This window comes from Methanomassiliicoccales archaeon, from assembly GCA_029907465.1.
Taxonomy (GTDB): domain Archaea; phylum Thermoplasmatota; class Thermoplasmata; order Methanomassiliicoccales; family JACIVX01; genus JACIVX01.
Window position 1 is genome coordinate 1 of the sequence record JARYLV010000012.1, and the last position, 17,063, is coordinate 17,063.

Annotated in this window: 15 protein-coding genes; 12 read left to right on the forward strand and 3 right to left on the reverse strand. The window is 43.8% G+C overall.

Annotated features, from left to right (window positions below):
- Positions 1 to 63: 63 nt before the first annotated feature.
- From QHH00_05530 to QHH00_05545, 4 genes are all read left to right on the forward strand, one after another.
- The gene (locus QHH00_05530) at positions 64 to 393 is read left to right on the forward strand and encodes a cupin domain-containing protein (GenBank protein ID MDH7508841.1); all 330 of its coding nucleotides are present in this window, start codon (positions 64 to 66) and stop codon (positions 391 to 393) included.
- Between the two features lie 506 nt (positions 394 to 899).
- Positions 900 to 1,370, forward strand: coding sequence for a DUF835 domain-containing protein (locus QHH00_05535; GenBank protein MDH7508842.1), 471 nt, complete (start codon positions 900 to 902; stop codon positions 1,368 to 1,370).
- A 56-nt stretch (positions 1,371 to 1,426) separates the two neighbouring features.
- Entirely contained in the window at positions 1,427 to 2,485 is a 1,059-nt protein-coding gene (locus tag QHH00_05540) for a hypothetical protein (protein ID MDH7508843.1), read from the forward strand.
- 63 nt (positions 2,486 to 2,548) lie between these two features.
- Positions 2,549 to 3,259: a radical SAM protein gene (locus tag QHH00_05545; GenBank protein MDH7508844.1), complete on the forward strand. Its 711-nt coding sequence runs from the start codon at positions 2,549 to 2,551 to the stop codon at positions 3,257 to 3,259.
- Between the two features lie 74 nt (positions 3,260 to 3,333).
- Here the strand turns inward: QHH00_05545 and QHH00_05550 are convergent, their stop codons facing one another.
- Positions 3,334 to 4,509, reverse strand: a complete 1,176-nt coding sequence (locus QHH00_05550) for a UxaA family hydrolase (protein MDH7508845.1) — start codon at positions 4,507 to 4,509, stop codon at positions 3,334 to 3,336.
- Positions 4,510 to 4,561: 52 nt separating this feature from the next.
- Positions 4,562 to 4,801 (reverse strand): hypothetical protein, encoded by a 240-nt coding sequence (locus QHH00_05555; protein ID MDH7508846.1) that lies wholly within the window; start codon positions 4,799 to 4,801, stop codon positions 4,562 to 4,564.
- 166 nt (positions 4,802 to 4,967) lie between these two features.
- On the opposite strand from QHH00_05555, the gene QHH00_05560 reads away from it, so the two are divergent.
- The 4 genes from QHH00_05560 (at position 4,968) to QHH00_05575 (ending at position 13,644) form a co-directional block, all read left to right on the forward strand.
- Entirely contained in the window at positions 4,968 to 6,773 is a 1,806-nt protein-coding gene (locus QHH00_05560; GenBank protein ID MDH7508847.1) for an adenosylcobalamin-dependent ribonucleoside-diphosphate reductase, read from the forward strand.
- A 493-nt stretch (positions 6,774 to 7,266) separates the two neighbouring features.
- The gene (locus QHH00_05565) at positions 7,267 to 8,586 is read left to right on the forward strand and encodes a TrpB-like pyridoxal phosphate-dependent enzyme (protein ID MDH7508848.1); all 1,320 of its coding nucleotides are present in this window, start codon (positions 7,267 to 7,269) and stop codon (positions 8,584 to 8,586) included.
- A gap of 1,237 nt (positions 8,587 to 9,823) precedes the next feature.
- Complete coding sequence (locus tag QHH00_05570; protein ID MDH7508849.1) at positions 9,824 to 10,276, forward strand: DUF835 domain-containing protein; 453 nt, start codon at positions 9,824 to 9,826, stop codon at positions 10,274 to 10,276.
- A 623-nt stretch (positions 10,277 to 10,899) separates the two neighbouring features.
- Positions 10,900 to 13,644, forward strand: coding sequence for a tetratricopeptide repeat protein (locus QHH00_05575; GenBank protein MDH7508850.1), 2,745 nt, complete (start codon positions 10,900 to 10,902; stop codon positions 13,642 to 13,644).
- A 48-nt stretch (positions 13,645 to 13,692) separates the two neighbouring features.
- On the opposite strand, the gene QHH00_05580 is transcribed toward QHH00_05575, so the two are convergent.
- Entirely contained in the window at positions 13,693 to 13,989 is a 297-nt protein-coding gene (locus QHH00_05580; GenBank protein ID MDH7508851.1) for a hypothetical protein, read from the reverse strand.
- Between the two features lie 188 nt (positions 13,990 to 14,177).
- Between QHH00_05580 and QHH00_05585 the strand changes: the two genes are divergently transcribed.
- From QHH00_05585 to QHH00_05600, 4 genes are all read left to right on the forward strand, one after another.
- Positions 14,178 to 15,170 (forward strand): NAD-dependent epimerase/dehydratase family protein, encoded by a 993-nt coding sequence (locus tag QHH00_05585; protein MDH7508852.1) that lies wholly within the window; start codon positions 14,178 to 14,180, stop codon positions 15,168 to 15,170.
- 102 nt (positions 15,171 to 15,272) lie between these two features.
- Entirely contained in the window at positions 15,273 to 15,509 is a 237-nt protein-coding gene (locus QHH00_05590) for an Lrp/AsnC ligand binding domain-containing protein (protein ID MDH7508853.1), read from the forward strand.
- Between the two features lie 129 nt (positions 15,510 to 15,638).
- The gene (locus QHH00_05595; protein ID MDH7508854.1) at positions 15,639 to 16,355 is read left to right on the forward strand and encodes an HAD family hydrolase; all 717 of its coding nucleotides are present in this window, start codon (positions 15,639 to 15,641) and stop codon (positions 16,353 to 16,355) included.
- A gap of 36 nt (positions 16,356 to 16,391) precedes the next feature.
- A complete protein-coding gene (locus QHH00_05600; protein MDH7508855.1) occupies positions 16,392 to 16,772 on the forward strand; it encodes a Rid family detoxifying hydrolase in 381 nt (126 codons plus the stop codon).
- The last annotated feature ends 291 nt before the right edge of the window (positions 16,773 to 17,063 follow it).

The window sequence follows — 17,063 nt, forward strand, 5'->3', positions numbered from 1 at the left end:
CATCGAAATTGAAAATCAACGAGCAAACCAGATAAGAGAGGTCCAGATTGCGGAGGAATCAAAATGAAGGTTTTTAGATATCAGGATTCGAAGGAGTTTGAGCCCGTTCCAGGCGTAAAGAGACGAATGCTCGCTTGTGGGGAGAGAGCGCAAATTGTTGAATATTTCTTGCCGAAGGGTACAGTTTTCCCCGTACATACGCATCCACACGAGCAAACGGGTTTCGTAGAACGCGGTGTCCTTCGGGTTTTTATAGCAGGTCAGGAATATATTTTGAGCGCTGGAGACGGTTACTATATCCCGCCGAATGTAGAACACTCCACAACGGCGATTGAAGATTGTATCAACGTCGACGTTTTCTCTCCTCCACGGGATGAGTACAGGGACCGTTGACTTTTCAGATCATCATCGTGCAGAACTGATTACCTAATCTATTTGCGGTGAGTAATGTTTTGGATAAAGGCAATATATGTTTTGAACGGAATTTAAATCCCGATTTTGCGGAGTTGTTCAAGATATTTCTCGGGATGATGAATATGTAAATTCCCTTTGCGAAGTCACCATGCTATTGCCTAATTGACTCCATGGCCTCATGAAATTTGGGCCTCGGATTCCCATAAACCATGATAAATTACAGTGCGATTCTCAAATGTTGAAAGGAAAGGAAAAGTGCCCTCGGAAATGTTGATTTGAAAGCAACAAGGGTCCGCGAGAGATCTGGATTCAGATTAAGGAAGTCCCGGGTGAGGATCCATTAACCCAATCATTCACATCTCTTTCTAAGCGACACAAAATCGAATATTCCGCTCTTTTATCATAAAGTGAGGGGTAAAATTGACGCTTTATCGGGAAACGAGTATCAATAGATCATACCCTACATCAATTGGAGGAACACAGCGATGATTTCAAAAGGAAAGCTATATCTTTTTATCGAGAGAGTTCCCCTGAGAACCCATCAAATACTGAGAAAGGAGCTGGCAAATGGCAAGAAGGTTCTTTATATTTCGAAAAATGCTCCAGAGTTGCTTCGTTCTCAATTAAACTTCGAGCCGAAGAAGTTGCACATAAAATGGTTAAATCCGCGACCAAGAAATGATTGCATTCCCCCAATGAATCTGGCCTTGTTCGAGTACTACGTGGACAATTTCATCAAAGAAAACAAAAATTGTATCGTTGTTTTGAATGGCATCGAAGTCCTTCAGATGTGGAACGGATTCGTCCCTGTCTTGAAGATTCTAAAGAATGTAAAGAACAAAATCAACACAAACTGTATTAGTATGCTCATCAGCATTGATCCAAAGACGCAGTTTGAAAACCAACTGAATTTACTCCAGAGCATTTCTGATGAAGTAATCTCCAGTTATACGTGAATCGCCGTATCTTTGTTCGAAAGTTTCATCATGGAGCCATTTGATAGAGATTGTGGATGACAGCAGGGGATTTTGTCCAACGAATCAGGAAGCAAACGGAGCAATTGAGAGAAATTGAAGGTGCGTGCGGGATCTGTCATGGTACGCTTGAAGCCATTACTAGCGAAGGTGGTTCCGTTTCTGCTTATGAGAGACCAAACGGTATTTTGGCAACTATCAAAGACGATTCAGGAAATGAGATTGGTAGGGGATTTGATATAGTTTGGTCGCCTGCTGTCTTGGCAGCTGAAATTGACGCTGACCTTGTCCCGAGAAATCTAAAAGAAAGTTTGAGAGAAGACGCACTTACTCACGACCATGAAATAGATGCTGTTGCAGATCTTTTCGGTTACGGTCGCGTTCTGACGCCCTCAGTAATCGCTCTCCAATACATTAATGACATTGGTGGCCGCACGCTTATTAGGAGAGAGGGGCTCGGTGTTGTCGCGCGGATGTTTGACAAGAATGACCAGCTCATTGTGACCTCATCTGTTTCATACTGTCCCACCTGCGCAATTGCGAAGGCAGCAGCTAGAAGCGAAGTGATATCATCGTATGTCAAAGAGAGGCTGAGCGGAGCTAGGAACACTGGAAGATTGAAATTCGAACGAAATGTGGAGAATCGATACGAGGCAAAGGGCGGTGCTGTCAGGACGAGCATCTACGAGGGTGACCGCATATTGGCTGACAGAGTGCTCGGTTGCTGCATTGCATATAGTACGACAAAGGCGGAAATTGCCGCGGGATTCATTCCACCCGAAGGTGCCAAGCGCTTCAAAGCCTACTGTAATTTGTGTCCAATGAAGCATTGTTGGATGGAGAAGTCAATGGGTGCGATGGGCAATATCGTTCTTCATAGGCTCAGTGAGATTGGTACAGAAATTGAAGTTTCTGCAAATGGACTCATAATAGCGAGGATTCCAGGCAAGGAGACGATTCAGGGACGTGGAACTCTCTGCTCCCTGAGCGCTCTCACGAACATGCTCATAACAAGTGATGGAAGCAAAGTGCTTAAGCCTTCTCCTGCGAGAAGATTTCCTGGTGTCAGGGATGAGAAAGAAAATCAGAATAACTGACCGATTAAGGGATTGGTAAGGTAAAAGTAAATTAGTTATTGGTTGCAATCTGTATTCTATTTAATGAGGCTGATAGGACTCAAAAGAACGGGCGACAATGCAATAATCCAGTTCTACGGATGTCCTCTACGATGTCAATATTGTACGCATGTAAAACAACCAAAAAGAGAGTTTGAGATGGAAGAAGTCCTCGAATTTGTTTCCGACCCAAAGATCTCAGAAATTTACGTGGGTGGTGCTGAGCCGACACTTCAAAGGAAACAATTAATCGAATTACTCCAACGACTGAAACGCATGAACAAGAGAGTAATCTTAAAGACAAGTGGTTATGACCCAGATTTTCTCGTTGAAACGAAAGGACTTGTTAAAAAATATGTTGTTGAAATCAAGTGTCCTCTCGATGATCTCCTTTGTACGATCCAGCTCACAAATCTCCCTGAGGATCGTGCACAAAAATACCTAGAAGCTCTAAAACGATCACTGGAAGTTCTTAGAGGGGAGAATGTGAGGATTTGGATCAGGGTCGTTCCTGGATATGTGACAAAGGAAGCAGTCGAACGCATAGGGAAGCAAATTGCTGGAATTGCATCTGAAGTCTTACTTTACCAGTTCTTGAGCAACCCAGAAAACGATGCTCCATTTGCAGGAATTGAAGAGCCGAGCCCTTCCGAATCTGAGATAATAGAGATGGCACGTGTTATGCTTGAATATGTCCCAAAAGTCATCGTCCGTGGGAAAGGTTTTGCAAATGAGTTCATGGCAGAGCGAGATTAGAGAACGCTCCATCGAATGAGATTGATTGATAGCGCGTATTCCTAAAGATGATACCGCGATAGATCGTTATTAGGTCAGATAACTGGACCGGTAATATAGATGTTCATAGCCTCTTCATATCGCAGCTTTTCTGCTTTGACCGCCTTTCCAGATGCCACTGCAAAAAGCTCCTTGACAATAATATGAGCGGCATCATTCAAGTCTAATTCGCTCGAGAGAATTCCGCTGACGTCGATGTCTATGTGATCCGCCAACATCTTTGCCGTTTTCGGGTTGCCAGTTATCTTTACTGTGGGGACAAAAGGAAACCCTTGAGGCGCACCCCTTCCAGTCGTGAAGGCAATTGTGGTTGCGCCAGCAGCCGCTAATGCGGTCAGGAGTTCTGGTTCTCTTCCTGGCGAGTCGACGAAGAATAAACCCTTTCCTGAGATTCTTTCACCGTACTGAAGCACCCCATCAATCTTCCTGCTTCCAGTTTTAATAGCAGCACCGAGGGACTTCTCTTCAATTGTTGAGAGTCCTCCTTTAATGTTCCCCTGAGTCGGTTGTCCTCCGCGCATATCAACGCCCGTGGCCTTAGCCCTCCCCTCAATATTGAGTATCGTTTTCAGGATCAGATCCTTCAACTCAGGTGTCCGTCCGCGAGCGGCAAGATGTTCTTCAGCCCCGATGAACTCTGTCGTTTCACCGAAGACGCACGTTGCACCCAGATCGATCAACTGATCGACAACAACTCCTAGCGCAGGATTTGCAGTGATACCCGAGGTTGTATCGGATCCACCGCACTTGAGACCGAGTACGAGGTTCGTGATGTCGGTATCCTTTCTTTTCATCATCGAATATTCATCATATAATCTCGACGAAATCTTTTTACCAAGTTCAACTGCGCGCTTTGCTCCACCCACTTCCTGTATCACGATTGTCTCGACAGGTTTATTAGAATGTGATATTTCGTCGGCAATTTTCTGGATATCAACGCTCTCGCAACCTAACCCGACGAGAATAACTGCAGCCAGATTCGGGTTCTGCCCTAAGGAGGAGAGAGTTTTTTCGACTACTTTCAAATCGGTCGAGACCTGGGCGCATCCCTGTCCGTGAACGAAATATTTTATTCCTCTTTTCGCCGATGAGATCCGCTTTGAGACCTCATTCGCACATACAACCGTGGATATTACACCGATAAAGTTTCTCGTCCCAAATGTCCCATCTGGTCGTTCATATCCTTTAAATGTCTTCTTTTCAACTGTCAATATCTCACATCCATTCAATATGGATTCAAATTAAATTAATTCATTCTCTAATTCATTCGGAGATCTGTTGTATGAATCGCTTCACGTGATAGTCCCATTCTTCTGAAATAATGTCAACATCTGTTCTGCCGTTCTTGCATGCACTGACTCTCACCCGACCTCCGCCACCCTGAAGCAAAACATAATTATCCCCACGTTCCACAATCGCGAGGCCTAGTTTCCCGAAGTAATCGATAGCCTTCTCAACGACTTGATCGGGAGATAATCCTGTGTGTGCTCCGAATCTCATCATCAAATCCCCTTCTTAAGTCAGGATTGCCATGACTCTATAAATACCATCTTCCTCACTTGACTCAACACCATCAAATCAAAGTTTAATCAAACTAACAATATCTCGACCTCTAATCTCTCCAACAAAGAAAGATTAAATAAGTCGCTAATTGAATTGATTGGGTTATATGAATCCTCATGAATTTCCAGAACTTAGCACAAATGCGTTAAGAGTATTAGAAAAAAGATATCTAAGAAAAGATGAAACTGGCAAAGTTATTGAGACCCCCGATGAGATGTTCAGGAGGGTCGCGGAAAATATCGCCTCAGTTAATAGACTATACCATGACGGAAGGGGCGTTGAGGCGGAGGCTGAAGAATTTTATCTGATGATGAGAAAGCTCGAATTTCTGCCTAATTCCCCAGCCCTTATGAACGCTGGAACTGAGATCCAACAACTCGCGGCTTGCTTCGTTATTCCCGTTGAAGACTCAATCGAGAGCATTTATGATGCTATCAAGTACGCTGCACTCATTCATCAGAGCGGGGGCGGTACGGGATTTTCCTTTTCAAAGTTAAGGCCTGAGGGGGACATCGTCAAATCGACTGGTGGAATTGCATCTGGGCCTGTTTCTTTCATGAAAGTCTTCGATGCTGCCACTGAAGCAATCAAACAAGGTGGTCGACGGCGTGGGGCTTCCATGGGTGTCCTGAGGGTTGACCATCCAGACATCAAGAAATTCATCCGCGCAAAGGAGGATCTCCATTCATTGTCGAATTTCAATATCTCAGTGAGTGTAACAAATGAGTTCATGAGAAAAGTGGAGCTAGGACAGGACTTTGACCTCATTAATCCACGCAACGGAAAAGTGATGGGGACGCTTAACGCATCAGAATTATTCAATGAGATCTGTTACTATGCTTGGAAAACAGGCGATCCTGGACTAATTTTTTATGATACGATTAATGAGGCAAATCCCACACCTGGCCTCGGACCCATTGAAGCGACGAATCCTTGCGGCGAAGTACCACTTCTACCGTTTGAGGCTTGTAACCTTGGATCAATAAACCTCTCGCGTCTCGTAAGAGAGAAAAGGGGGGATCGCGAATTCGATTGGGAGAGACTCGAGGAGCTCGTTGATGCGGGTATTCGATTTCTAGATAACGTGATTGACGCGAGCAGATATCCGCTTCCCCAAGTAACCGAAATCGCAAGGGGTAACAGGAAGATTGGCCTGGGAGTAATGGGTTTTGCGGACGCTCTGCTAAAATTGGGGATTCCATACGGGTCAGACGAATCGATGAGATTTGCTGAAAAGGTGATCAGCTTCATTAGGAAGAAAGGGGAGGAGACGACCAGAAGAATCGGAGAAGAACGCGGGAGTTTTCCGAATATTGACAAGAGCATTTATAGACACCCGAGGCGCAATGCAACGATCCTAAGCATTGCGCCAACAGGAACGATAAGCATCATCGCAGATTGTTCAAGTGGTATCGAGCCACTGTATGCGATTTACTACGTAAGACACGTCCTCGAGGGTGAGCATCTGAGAGAAATACACCCAGAATTTGTCAAGATTGCAAAGGAAAGGGGATTTTATAGCGCTGAGCTTATTAATTCACTATCTACAACGACATCAATTCAGCATCTCGACTCAATTCCAGAGGACGTGAGGAAGCTTTTCTTAACTTCACATGACGTGCCTCCAGAGCAGCAAGTTCGACTACAGTCTGTTTTTCAGAAATATGTTGATAATGCAGTTTCAAAAACAATCAATATGCGTTCGACTTGCACCGTGAGGGATGTAAGTGAAATTTTCAAGCTCGCATTTGCGCTAAAATGCAAAGGGATTACTGTCTACCGCGAGGGATCTAAGCCAGGACAGGTTTTCACGACCGCAAAAGGCGGTATTACTTGTCCCGATTGCGGGGGAGTCCTCAGAGTTGAAGAAGGAACATTTGTATGCAGTGTATGCGGGCTATCAAATCTGTGATTTCGAATATGAGGAACTTGGAATCGAATGCCGTTAAAAAGTGCTGACTTCGCGCGAATTCGGAGAACCTGACGCGAACAGGTGTACACTTCTAATCCAGTACTTCGTTAGCAAATATCACGGCTATCCTTTTCTAAAAGGCATCCTTTAGCGAAGGATGTTATCAAAAATGATAAAATTTACAACACGTTTATATTCGGCGATATCAAACAATTTAACAGAGATTACGAGGAATCATCGCTCAACAGAACGGTTGACGATGACTCCCTGTGCCGACTTCACTATCTATGACCCCCAAAAAAAAGTTAGCCTTCTTAAGAAAGTTTCCTCCCCCCTTGGGATCGGAGTGAAGTCGGCAATTATCCTTTTCGATTGTTGATGCATTATTCTCATTGCTGTCATTTTTATTTAAAGACGGGTCAAAATTATAGTACGTATATGTACATCAATTCGCACAAATGTTAAATATTCCCGGGATATTATCAATCCCCCAATGACTCAAGTGCTCAATGATTCAAGGATTATGCTTGGAATAGAGGACATACCGAAGAAATGGTACAATATCGTCGCGGATCTGCCGGAGCCGTTGCCACCTCCACTTCATCCAGCAACAATGGAACCTGTGAAACTCGATGATTTGAAGGCGATCTTTCCGATCAGTCTAATTCAGCAGGAAGTCTCACAAGAAAGGTATATTGATATTCCTGATGAGGTTCGGGAAGCCTTCATCCTTCTTGGGAGACCAACTCCCCTGCAGAGGGCTAGACGCCTGGAAAAATACCTGAAGACACCAGCAAAGATTTACTTCAAGCGGGAAGACGTGAGCCCTTGCGGCAGTCATAAGCCAAACACAGCTGTTGCTCAGGCATACTATAACATGAAGGACGGCACTGAAAATCTAACGACTGAGACTGGAGCGGGTCAGTGGGGCTCAGCATTGAGCCTCGCATGTTCAATCTTCAATCTCAATTGCACAGTGTTCATGGTTCGTGTTAGCTACGAACAAAAACCATACCGCAGGCACGTTATGGAAACTTACGGTGCGCGCGTGTTTCCATCGCCAAGCATGGAAACAGAATATGGCAGAAAGCTCAACCAGACATCCCCAAATCATCCTGGTTCCCTCGGCATTGCAATATCCGAGGCGATCGAAGCAGCTGTAAAGGGTAAGAATACAAAGTACAGTCTCGGAAGTGTGCTGAATCATGTCATGCTCCATCAAACAGTCATCGGGCTCGAGGTGATGCAGCAGTTGAGAATGCTCGATGTTGTCCCAGACTATATGATAGGATGCGTCGGTGGTGGGAGTAATTTCGCTGGATTCGCATTCCCCATGATTGGGGAGAAGCTCAAGGGAAGAATCCACACTGAGTTTATCGCCGTTGAACCAAAATCAGTTCCTTCACTAACTGGTGGAAAATACGAATACGATTTCGGCGACACAGCTGGGATGACACCACTTTTAAAGATGTACACCCTGGGACACGAGTTTGTGCCATCCCCAATTCATGCAGGTGGATTGAGATACCACGGGATGGCTCCCACGGTCAGCCTCCTGGCGAAGATGGGTATAATTAAACCAGTGGCCTACGACCAGAAGGAAACGTTTGCTGCAGGCGTCACCTTCGCGCGTGCAGAAGGAATTATCCCAGCTCCAGAAACAAATCATGCTATCAAGGCCGCAATCGATCTTGCTCTGGAAGCAAAGGAGAAAAAAGAAGAGAAAGTCATCGTTTTCAATCTATCTGGTCATGGGCTCCTCGATCTAGGGGGATATGCGACATATCTCAGTGGAAAAATGAACAGCTCATAGCCCTAGGAAGTTGTTCACCTATGCTTGGGTGCCTTTGCATCGGATGCAAAGGTCACTTTCTTTTCTATCATATATCCAATTTGAAAATAGGTGGAGACGCAAGTATCATATTAAGCAGCTGATGCTCAGAAAGCTCATACAAATCTGGCAACAAAAAGAGTCTGGATATATGCAATTACCCTTTAATATTCAATGTCGCAGTTCGAGCATTGACAGGATTATAGAGATGAAAGGGATACTGAATTCTGTTCGCAGTAACTTGTGTCTGTTGATCAAACATTTGTTCTCCTATTGCAACCAGGATAGGTGCCTCGGTCGAAAAGAAAATGATTAAGTTATCCAGGCCGACTTCGAATCATTATTCAAAATTGATCGATCGATTGAGATAATGACGACGAAATAATCCCCCCTCAATTGCAGTTCAGATCTATCGAAGCATTGCGACGTAGCGCTTCCTTCCAGCGTTTAGCAATAAAAATCTTCGATTTTGAAGTGGTAATTAGAATTGAGTGATCGTCAAAGACGATCGGCAGGACAATTTTCAATCAAATGAATAGGAAGCGAATCCTGCCAGGGGTGCAATTATTAGGAATGTCTAAAACGAGAGTTTAGGGCCGAGAAAAATAATAGAGCTACCGATACAAAAGGAATGAATTGAGCAGCTCTTGGTATCGGAAATATTGATTGGTCAGCAATTATCCTTTAGCCGGAGGAGTACATCAACAAAAGAACAATTATGAGGGCTATAGATACGCTTTGAGTGCGGTATACTATCTCGAAACGGCAGATCTGTGAAATACTGGCGATGTCATCGGCCGATGAAGACGACGTGTTGCCCTACGATTCATTCAAGTTCTGGATCTAATTTCATGAGAATCTTATCATTTTCGGGAAGACATACGATATTATCTACATGACAATTTAAACATGCAAAATGTATCTAAGAAAGAAATAGCAGGACAAATAGATCGATTCTAGGCGGATAGGTTGCGATGGGGTTTGGTATCAAATGAGCATGCAAGGATGACGCTCACATAGACACCAGTAGTACCGTGTCTTTACAATGATACACACTTTCAATTAAACGACCATCAAATAAACGATTAAATAGGGGAAACTTGTTAATAGAAAAATAGACGACAAGAGGTTGGTGCTAGCCCTGCAAAGTGCAGTATCCATGGAATCCAACCACGGAAGAATTGGATACCTTACCATATCATTAAATGATAAGACAATCATGCTGGATAGTTGTAGAACTTATCTTGTTTTCGACGAGAAGCAAACAAAAATCCATAGGATAGCAGAATCTGTTTTAAATCTAAAGAAAAAAGTGATGTTCATCTCTCGTCTCCACCCTGATCTTATCAGGGAGAAAATTATCGGGGAGATCGCAGAAGCGATATGGTTGAGCGAGAGACCCGGCGAGAGAAGCGTTTCGCCACAGCAGCTAGGAAGACTGTTACAAAGGATCACCACATTTGTAAAGAAAGAGAGCTCAGCTGTCGTATTCCTCGATGGTCTCGAGTACCTTTCATTGTTCAACGATTTTCAGAGACTCCAGATGTTCGTTGAACACCTTAACGACATTACTATGGAATCACGTGCAATTCTCGTGGTTGCAGTGGATCCCCGATTGTTTGATCAGCGCTCATTGGCAAAGCTTCGCAGATTTGCTGAGATTGTATCTTAGAAAGACGATCGATTAGTTCTTCAGCGCTATTCATTTTCAATACCGACGAGATCTTTTCGAGATCTTTCTGTTCCAATGTCAGCGGGTCTATGCAGATCAACATGGTGGAATTCGAATACGAGAGTACTCTGTCTAACTCGTTTAATGCGCCAATAATCCTTCCCATGTCGTTCCAAATGAGGAGATATTCAAGGCCATCCAAGAAAACAACAGTATCTCTATTCTCCTTTAGCCACGTTTTGACTATCCTCGTCAATTGACCAAGAGATCTTGGCGAGATAACATGCTTTCCCTTACACCCGCTGAGCCAGTAACATTCTACATTCTTCAGATCGAATTTGCTACACACATATTCGGGATGAAGACGGGTAATACATAATCCGCGCTCATATCCCTCCATCAATTTAGCTAATACATGAAAACCCTTTCGGGGGTAACCCTCAACAACAAGGGATATACGCAACCTCTCTCCAGAGACTGGCATTTAATGTCCTCCTTTCAGATTTCCTTATCTGCTCCCTTTTTTTAATCTTGAAGATATTTAAACCCAATTTGAGCATGCTATTTTTCATTTCCAACCGCCTATTACGAAACTTTTTTTCCATTAATGTTAATGATATCTTGTGAATCGCTCCGTGCGCCGCTGCAACAGAAAGTATCTCTTAAGCAGTGATGAGAGAGTCATACTCCACCTCCTTGCATACCACAAGTTCCACCAGGATGATACAGCTCCGAGGGCGATCACGCAGGAGGGAATCGCGTCGGCCACAAATATCGGCAGAAATAATGTTTCGAAGATCGTCACCTCGCTTGCAAATCAGGGTGATGTGGAGATTCGAACAAAACACGTCAAAGGATTACCGAGTGTGAGACGCGTTTACGCTCTCACACCAAAGGGATTCAAAAGAGCGCTTGCCTTAAAGGAAGAAATCGAAAAAACAGAAGTCACTGTTGTTGACTTCAACGGTAATGAAACGAACGAATCTGTTGGAAATCTCAACATCTTTCTTCCAAAAAGTTACACACTTCTCGAACTGGCGATGGGCGTCATTAGGGGTAGATTTGACTGCACGGCGTTCCATAATATGAAAATTAAAGAAGAGAGACGATTCGTCGATTACACGGACAGAAAACCGACTATCAGAACCTTTGTTGGCAGGGAAAATGAACTGAAAAAGTTGAATGACTTCTTGGAATCCAGTCGGACCAAAGTCATCGTAGTGTATGGAATTCCAGGTATCGGCAAAACAACGCTCCTGGCTAAATTCGCACAAGAAGTGAGGAATAAGATTAATGTCTTCTGGTATCGCTTGAACGACTGGGTCACCCAAAAGATCTTCTTAACACCGCTCGCCGAGTTTCTTTCTCAGATGGGAAAAAAGGGGTTGGAGAGATTCATCTCACAAACAGAAAATCCGTCAATCGGCGAGATATGCCACATACTCGAGACGGACCTCAAAGATGCCAATGCGCTCATACTTATCGACGACGTTCATAAAGCCGATGCGAGGATCATTGAGCTCCTGAGAGCATTCTTAGGGATTATCGATCATCTCCCTGGGATCAAGGTCGCGTGCACTAGCCGTGAAGTTCCTAACTTCTATACGCGGAAAGACGTCTTCAGCGGACTTGTTGAAGAGATTGCACTTGAGGGACTTGACAAAGAGAGTAGCATAAAAATACTCAAGAGCAGATCGATTCCAGATCGATATCTTGATGATCTCGTCAAAGCGACAAAAGGCCACCCGCTCTTTCTCGAGTTGGTCGATGAACCGAGCGGGATTCTTGACAAGAACATGAGGATGTTCATTGAACAAGAAGTCTATTCAAAACTGGATCTTGCCGAGCGACGCATCCTAGAGATCGCTTCTGTATTTAGATATCCTGTACCAGTTGATGCGTTTTTCATTATGGAGGAAGAAATTGCGAAGGAGTCTGGTATGAGTTCCACGCAGATGAGATACACTGATTATGTCGTCGATCACGACACACTTGACGAACTCCTTTCGAAATTCCTCTTGCAAGAATCCATCGGTCGAATGATCGGTATGCATGACCTCCTCAGGGAGTTCTTTTACTCCAGGCTAACGCCCAGACAGAAAGCGGTTTATCATAGAGCGGCCGCACGACTATATTTGAGGGACACTTCTCCGCCATCTTGTATCGAGGCACTTTATCACAGTTTGATGGCAGACGAGTGGAAGACAGCAGTTCAAATCATAGTTGGGTTTGGAAGAGAAATAGTCTCGAAAGGTTATGCCTCTAACCTCGCGCCACTCATCGATACACTCATTGCTCAACGCATTGACATGAATCTTCACGATAAAGTCGAACTATTCTTGATATATGGGGAAATTAGAGAAATGCAAGGTGAGTGGGATGACGCTCTCATTTTCTACAATGAAATTCTTTCATTTAACGAGGAAGTTATTGGGAGGCACGCGATCGCGGAAACTTGCAGAAGAATCGGATCGATCTACCTCAAGAGAGCTCAATTTGATCAAGCTCAGCCATTCCTCGAGAAGGGCCTTTCGATAGCCTTACTTAACAACGATAAGCACGCACTATCGATCATTTATTACGACCTCGGCGGAATCGCAGAAAGAAAGGGCCTCTATCGTGACGCAATCGAACTATTTTCGAAAGCCAAGAAAATCGCTGAAGAAATTGGGGAAGATATCAGCCTTGGTAAGGCGCTTTACGGCCTTGGCCGTGTTTATAGCCAGCTTCTTGATTATGATAATGCAATAAAATACAAAAAAAAGGCGCTTGAAGTTCTTGAAAAAACAGGAGATGCAAGAGAAATAGCAAAGGTCTGCACAAGTCTAGGCAATGATTACAGACTAACCGAACAATTTGATCGTTCCTTACAAATGAATGAAAAGGCAATAGATCTTGCAACATCTTCTGGAGACTTAAACACAATTGGCTATTCCCTTTCAAATGCGGCAGCGTTATATATTGAGACCAAGGATTTTGTCAAGGCTGAAGAAACCTTGGATAGGGCAATTGCGATTTTCAGAAAGTTGGATGACAAGATCATGATTGCTACGATGAATCTATACAAGGGCTATCTATTCGCATATAGGAAAAATTGGGAATGGGCAAAAGACCATTTTGAAAAGGCCCTCGAGTCCCTGAGATCACTAAATGTGCCTCTAAAACTCAGTCATTGGCTTTTTGAAGTCGGCCACGTATTCATCGAGAATGGAGAATATTTGCAGGCGAGGGCACTCCTTAACGAGGCTTTCCAATTAGCTAATACCCACGGTTATGAAAACCTCAAGAAAGAAATTGAAGCAACAATGGATCTATTGCCAGAAAATACTACTAATGATTTAAACTCTGAATCCAATCTGCCTGCTTAATCATTTTAATAAGAAAAAAAGGGAGGAAATTCAGGGAAGATGCGAGAATCAATGTGGGTCATTGCCAGGAATTCCCAATATCTGGACACCCAGAAGGGGTTCCCAGCTGTGTGGGTCATTGCCAGGAATCCTATATGCGTATACACCTGAAATGGCTCCAGATCCATTCGAACCATTGACCCAACTGTGTGGGTCATTGCCAGGGATTCCTAGATTACTCCCCGACATGATCTTATGAGGGTCGTTCCCTGGGATGCCCAAAGGAATAAATGCCGAGAACACGACTCCAAATGCTGCCAAAAAGAGGGCGACGGTGGCGGCAATCGCAACAACTCTCTTTTTCATTCTTATTACCTCCAAAATTGTTATCTTATGGGTTCGACAAAAAAATATAAAAAGGGTGCTTGAGCATGCTACCGTTAATTTTAAATATCAAAAAATCAAAAAAAACGACCAACCGTGTAAATTCCTCATTAATTCCTTCTCGGACATGGAAACTTATTTTATTCCGATAATGGTATCCGGTTCGCAACATGACTAGCCTAGTAACCGGAGCATCGGGATTTCTCGGAAGTCACGTCGTTGAAAAACTTTGCCAACGAGGCGAACATGTGAAAATTCTTGCAAGGAAGACCAGCAACCTATCTGCAGTTAGACACCTTCCCGTCGAGGTCGTCTATGGAGACCTCCATAATGTCGATAGCATTATGACAGCTGTCGCTGATGTCGACACAATTTTCCATTGTGCTGGTTCAGTCAAACATATCGCACCGTACGGCGAGTTATATGAAACGAACGTCATGGGAACCAAGAACATCACAATCGCCGCAGCGAAGAACGGTGTGAAGAGAATTGTGTACGCGAGCTCGCTTGGCGTTTATGGGACGCGCGGAGAAATCGGTAACGACGGGAGCAAAGAGTTGAATCCTTCAAAAATAAAGGACAATTACTGCCGCTCTAAGGCCGAAGCGGAAATAGTTTTTTTTAAGAAATGTGCAGAATTAAACATTGAGGGAGTTGCTCTAAGACCTGGAGTTATTTATGGACCGAGAGATTATACTGCATCATACTACTGGTTTAAAGCCGTCGATGAGGGTGAAACGGCCATAGTTGGTGATGGTAATGCCAGATTTCCGCTGATTTATGTTGCAGACCTAGTTGAGGCATTTGTTAACGCATCAGAACGATCAGGAATTTCTGGAAATGCGTATGATCTAGATGGCCCGGATAGAGCGACACTTAAACGAATATATGACCTAATCGCGAAAGAACTTGGAAAGATTCCAGACTACCGATACTACAGTTACACATTCTCAATGTTTTTTGCAAAACTCAACCAATTGAAAGTGAGATTAACTGGGGACGATCGCAGCGTCGTCATTTCGCCTTTTGTCGTGAGATTATTTGGAACCGATCAACCCAAACCTGATTGCAGGAGAGCTCAGGAAGACCTAGGGTTTGCACCGAAAACAAGTCTCGAAGAAGGTATTAAGAAGACTGCAGAGTGGTATAAGGGAGTGAGGTGATTTTTCGAGAACTGAATGATAATACAGGCTCTTCTTTGCATTTGATGGAAGATCGATATTGATAAGTAATGGCATGCCAATATACCGTTGCTGGTGTTTGCAATGGCCATCGCATATGTTTTGATTATCACAGCACCTCAGAAGGATCATCAAATATATTCCGAACTGAAAAGAATGAATGAAGTCGTTGAGGTATACCCGCTTTTCGGCGATTATGACCTCATTGCGAAGATAGAAGGTGAGAGCGTAGAAGCATTGGGAAGGGTCGTTCTGTATAAAATTGGAGCATTACCAGGTGTTGTACACACTGAGACTCTGACGGTCATTGAGGAGTTCTGAGTCCTCGGGTCAACCTGACGTAAGTGCTACGATTTGATATAACCAATCTGGTGATGAATTTCAAGATGTGATCGCTGAGTTTAAGAAATTTATGCGCATCACCAAATGTGGTGGCTAATTGGTGAATCGATGAATTTGGAACGGGTGAAGGCCATTATTTTCGACTTCGATGGCACGCTGGTTAACAGTGCAATCGATTTCGATGCAATGAAGAAGGAATTTTTTTCCGCACTTGTCAACAGAGGAATAGAACCTAACGCAATATCGACTAGCGATACTATATATCAAAGCCTGGCCCGTGTGAAAGATGTATGCGAGAAGTGTGGTAAAACCCTCCTCCTGGAAGAATTGAACCGGGTCATTGATGAGGTGCTTTTGAAGGCGGAATTGAGAAATGTTGAGAACACAACGTTAATTGATGGTGTGAAGCCAGTAATCAAATTTCTGAGAGAAAATGGATACAAGGTAGGTATCCTAACAAGAGGTTCGAGAGTGTATGTGATGAAGGCGTTCAATGTCGTCGGTCTTTCCGCTGAAGAATTTGACGCAATCATCTGCAGGGATGATTTCCCTATCGACGAGGCTAAACCAAATGGTATCGCTCTAAAGAGAATAGCGACTAGACTCGGTGTTGACGCATCGGAATGTGTAATGATCGGAGATCATCCTCTAGATCTGGCGTGCGCTATTGACGCGAAATCGAATTTCATCGGAATTTCATCAGGGAAATATGATGACGAAACGTGGAAATCAAAAGGGTGTAGCATTGTCATTAGAAGTGTTGCTGAACTTCCAAGAGTCCTTGGCTTCACAGACGATATCGCTGACGCAAAAATGATGCAATAGAAAAATCTCTTTAGCAGAAAAAAGCGATTATCACTCATGAAAGAGATAGTAAGCACCGATCGTGCTCCAAAGCCAATTGGACCTTACTCCCAGGCAGTTATTTCAGGCGGTTTTATTTTTTGCTCTGGTCAGGTCGGCATTGATCCTGAGACGAATCAGCTTGTTAGATCAAGTATTGCCGATGAAACGAGACAGGTTCTCAAGAACTTGAAAGCAGTTGTGGAAGCAGCGGGATCCTCACTCGAAAATGCCGTACGGGCGACAGTTTATTTGACAAGCCTCGAATATTTTAAGGAAATGAATGAAGTCTACAAAGAATTTTTCCCGAATGCTCCGCCATCAAGAGCCACAGTGGAAGTTTCAAATCTCGCTATGGGTGCGAGGGTAGAAATCGACCTGATCGTCGCAGTGAAATAGTGAATTGCCAAACTTTAACGCTTCACCTTGAATTTAATCAATTTACTTGGAAAACCGCTGCGCGCAAGCGTTGTTACAGAAGCAATGCTATCTTCTGTCGCATTTGATCCGAATATATTCGCTCTGAACACTCTTCTTGCATGTTTGACATTAGAAGACAATTCTAGGGTTTTGGCCGACAATCGCCATCTGGTTTTCATTTGCGATCTGAACAATATATGAAATTCCACATTCAATAAGCCTAGGGAGCTCCCGACACAGTTGATAAAATCATTGACGAGATGAGGGTTG

Coding starts and splice junctions, on each gene's coding strand:
- QHH00_05595 (MDH7508854.1), top strand. CDS start 15,639: ATGAATTTGGAACGGGTGAAGGCCATTATTTTCGACTTCGATGGCACG.
- QHH00_05600 (MDH7508855.1), top strand. CDS start 16,392: ATGAAAGAGATAGTAAGCACCGATCGTGCTCCAAAGCCAATTGGACCT.
- QHH00_05590 (MDH7508853.1), top strand. CDS start 15,273: ATGGCCATCGCATATGTTTTGATTATCACAGCACCTCAGAAGGATCAT.
- QHH00_05545 (MDH7508844.1), top strand. CDS start 2,549: ATGAGGCTGATAGGACTCAAAAGAACGGGCGACAATGCAATAATCCAG.
- QHH00_05555 (MDH7508846.1), bottom strand. CDS start 4,801: ATGATGAGATTCGGAGCACACACAGGATTATCTCCCGATCAAGTCGTT.
- QHH00_05570 (MDH7508849.1), top strand. CDS start 9,824: ATGCTGGATAGTTGTAGAACTTATCTTGTTTTCGACGAGAAGCAAACA.
- QHH00_05580 (MDH7508851.1), bottom strand. CDS start 13,989: ATGAAAAAGAGAGTTGTTGCGATTGCCGCCACCGTCGCCCTCTTTTTG.
- QHH00_05585 (MDH7508852.1), top strand. CDS start 14,178: ATGACTAGCCTAGTAACCGGAGCATCGGGATTTCTCGGAAGTCACGTC.
- QHH00_05530 (MDH7508841.1), top strand. CDS start 64: ATGAAGGTTTTTAGATATCAGGATTCGAAGGAGTTTGAGCCCGTTCCA.
- QHH00_05560 (MDH7508847.1), top strand. CDS start 4,968: ATGAATCCTCATGAATTTCCAGAACTTAGCACAAATGCGTTAAGAGTA.
- QHH00_05565 (MDH7508848.1), top strand. CDS start 7,267: ATGACTCAAGTGCTCAATGATTCAAGGATTATGCTTGGAATAGAGGAC.
- QHH00_05540 (MDH7508843.1), top strand. CDS start 1,427: ATGACAGCAGGGGATTTTGTCCAACGAATCAGGAAGCAAACGGAGCAA.
- QHH00_05535 (MDH7508842.1), top strand. CDS start 900: ATGATTTCAAAAGGAAAGCTATATCTTTTTATCGAGAGAGTTCCCCTG.